General features: G+C 67.7%; 4 protein-coding genes and 1 pseudogene. 4 read left to right on the top strand and 1 reads right to left on the bottom strand.

Annotated features, from left to right (window positions below; translation table 11 throughout):
• A pseudogene (locus FV222_RS31505) lies at positions 1–314 on the bottom strand (helix-turn-helix domain-containing protein); the annotation flags it as partial.
• A gap of 454 nt (positions 315–768) precedes the next feature.
• Between FV222_RS31505 and FV222_RS23635 the strand changes: the two are divergent.
• The 4 genes from FV222_RS23635 to FV222_RS23620 all read left to right on the top strand — a co-directional run bounded on the left by FV222_RS23635 (position 769) and on the right by FV222_RS23620 (position 1980).
• Positions 769–1029 (top strand): hypothetical protein, encoded by a 261-nt coding sequence (locus FV222_RS23635; protein WP_147815788.1) that lies wholly within the window; start codon positions 769–771, stop codon positions 1027–1029.
• Complete coding sequence (locus tag FV222_RS23630; protein WP_147815787.1) at positions 1026–1205, top strand: hypothetical protein; 180 nt, start codon at positions 1026–1028, stop codon at positions 1203–1205. Before FV222_RS23635 ends, FV222_RS23630 begins: the two co-directional genes overlap by 4 nt.
• A gap of 94 nt (positions 1206–1299) precedes the next feature.
• On the top strand, positions 1300–1515 hold the full coding sequence (locus FV222_RS23625) for a hypothetical protein (protein WP_147815786.1): 216 nt from the start codon (positions 1300–1302) through the stop codon (positions 1513–1515).
• A gap of 156 nt (positions 1516–1671) precedes the next feature.
• Positions 1672–1980 carry a hypothetical protein gene (locus FV222_RS23620; RefSeq protein WP_147815785.1) on the top strand — a complete coding sequence of 103 codons (309 nt, stop codon included), beginning with the start codon at positions 1672–1674 and terminating at the stop codon, positions 1978–1980.
• Positions 1981–2290: the final 310 nt, after the last annotated feature.

The following is a 2290-nucleotide window of genomic DNA, read 5'->3' as shown; positions in this document are numbered from 1 at the left end:
AGCGTGAACCGGGCCGCGAGACCCGGAGGAAGCCGCCCAGAGGCCGCCCAGCGGCGGCGACGCTCCATTGAGGCATCCGTGCGCGGCCGAGAGCCCACGCGGCTCCTGGGGGCTCCTGTGAGGCCCGGCGGCGAGGAAGGCGTCTCCGTTATGAAGACACCCTGCCGCGCCTCGATCAGCCCAGATAGCGCCTCAGCCTCAGCCTCGGACAGGTGCCCCTCTCCGAACGCTTTCCATAGCGCGGATGCGACCACCGGCAACGCGGCGCGCGGGGCCGCCTCCGCCTGTCGGCGGATCTCATAGGCGTAGTTCATCGTTCACAGCCCTGCTCAGGCCGCGTCAAAGCAGGGGGCTCGGCGTGAACCGTCCCCGGCAAAAGGCAAAGCGCCATCGTCTCGGGAAACGATCCCGATTGACTCCCGGCGGGAGCTATGATGTCTGGGGAGCTGCAAAGCGGTCCACCAGACCCATTCGATTTCGACGGCCTCATTCCTGCCAGGGAGTGGGGCCGTTGGCGTTTTGGGCTTAGGTCTTTCTCGCGGCGCTAATCCCTTGATCCAGCCGGCTCACGACTCGCCATAGGGCGCGCACAAGCCGGACATGGCATGTCGGCTGGCAGGCCCGGTTAAGTCAACGGTCAGGGAGGCAGCGAGGCGCGGGCGAGATAAGGTGGCAACACACCGCCTTCACAGAGGGCAAGTGGCGCTCCAATCTTCGCCCTCCTCGCTAAGCCCGTCGATCAAATCGGGACGCTCGGATACCCGCCCCATGGCAGACCCCACGACCGGCGACCTGTTCAAGGCCAAGATCGTCACCGACGATGAGGTCAACACGGCGGTCGATATTTTCATGCGCGCCGCGGATGTGCGTCTGTTCCGGTTCGCCAGCGGGCACACGCTGGACCTGGCGGCTGCGGTGAGGGCAAGCCGACACGCCACTGCTACCCTAACCGAACCCACCGCGAAGGATGGCAGCAAACGATCGGCCGTCCGGACCGCGATCCTGCTGGCGCGGCCGGTGGCGCCTTGAGCGACGCCCCCTGCCAAGTGGCCGCCGAAGTTCTGCGCGCGATGGGCTGGGATGTTCAGCCGACCGACGACGATCTGGGCTTGTGGCTGGTCGACGGCGAGGTGCTTAGCGATGCCGAACTGATCTCGCTGGCCAGGGTCACCGGCGTAATGACCGGCTCCGAGACGATCCAGTGAAGCCTCCCGACATCCACCGCCGGCGCATGCCGACCTACCTGATCGGGTCGGGCTTCCTGCTGCTACTCGCGGCCGAGGTGTGGGTCCGGTTGGCGTGAGCGCTCTCGGTTTCAACCTGCCCCTGCGCATCAAGGTCACGGAGGAGTCGGTCCAGGTGATCGACAACGCCGAGCGGGTGATCTTCTACGTCTACGTGTGCGCCGAACCCGAGCGGCGCCAGAACATGAAGTGCCTGTCCCCGGCTCAAGGCTTGGCGGCCGCCCAGATCGCCGCGCGGGCGCTGACGGATCGGATCGAAGCCGGGGAGTAAGCTCCGCGGCGCTGCAGGCGGCCGAACACCGCGTTGCGCCGTCGCGCGTCGGCCCCTATCCCCGCCGGCCCATCCACGGCGAGACCCATGGCATCACCAGCACCGCTTCGACCCGCGCCTTCTGACGCTCAGGCCTGGCGCGACGCGCTTGAAGCCATGAAGCCGACCACGGCGCCGTGCCCCGGGCTGACCGGGCCACGCTGGGAGAAGATGCGCGAGGGGGCCATCGCCTTCCTCGACGAGTTCGGTGAGGAGGCTGCGGCGCTCGGCTGGACGACGGCGGAGCTCTTCGGCGTGCATCCGACGGCGGGCTTCATCCGGGTCGACCACTGCGGCGCTCTGATGATCAGCGGCGAGCGCGTCCGTGCGATCGAGAGCGACCGCATTCGGTTCGGGATGACGACGTACTATCGGAGCCTGCCGGGGCGGCCTGTTGGCATGCCGGTGTGGGAGATCGGGCGGTAGGCGGCACGACCAGCACTGCGGGAAGCAGCACCTGCACCGCTTATTTGCCGAGTTTGACTTCGGCTGTAGTTAACGCCTCAGTGCGTCGCCATGGGCCGAATCACTACTGCCGCCATCACCTTTGTGCTGGAAATCGCCATCGTCTGCGGCCTGCTGTGGTGGGTAGGCGTGCCGGCGTTCAATTGGCTCGCGCAGCGCGGTTGGCTCGGCTAGCCGTACAGCCGACCGAGCCCACCGCCCCTCCCCCGCTGAACAGCGCGGTCCGCCGCGCCGTCTCGTCGAGCGCGGCGGCCTGGCGGCGCTGCTGGAA

This window comes from Methylobacterium sp. WL103 (assembly GCF_008039885.1).
Classification (GTDB): Bacteria; Pseudomonadota; Alphaproteobacteria; order Rhizobiales; family Beijerinckiaceae; genus Methylobacterium; species Methylobacterium cerastii.
The sequence above is the reverse complement of the archived record's forward strand: the minus strand, read 5'-3'. Positions and strand labels throughout refer to the sequence as shown.

What these genes read in the sequence shown, in the direction of transcription:
- FV222_RS23620 (WP_147815785.1), top strand. Translation starts at nt 1,672, where the DNA reads ATGAAGCCGACCACGGCGCCGTGCCCCGGGCTGACCGGGCCACGCTGG.
- FV222_RS23635 (WP_147815788.1), top strand. Translation starts at nt 769, where the DNA reads ATGGCAGACCCCACGACCGGCGACCTGTTCAAGGCCAAGATCGTCACC.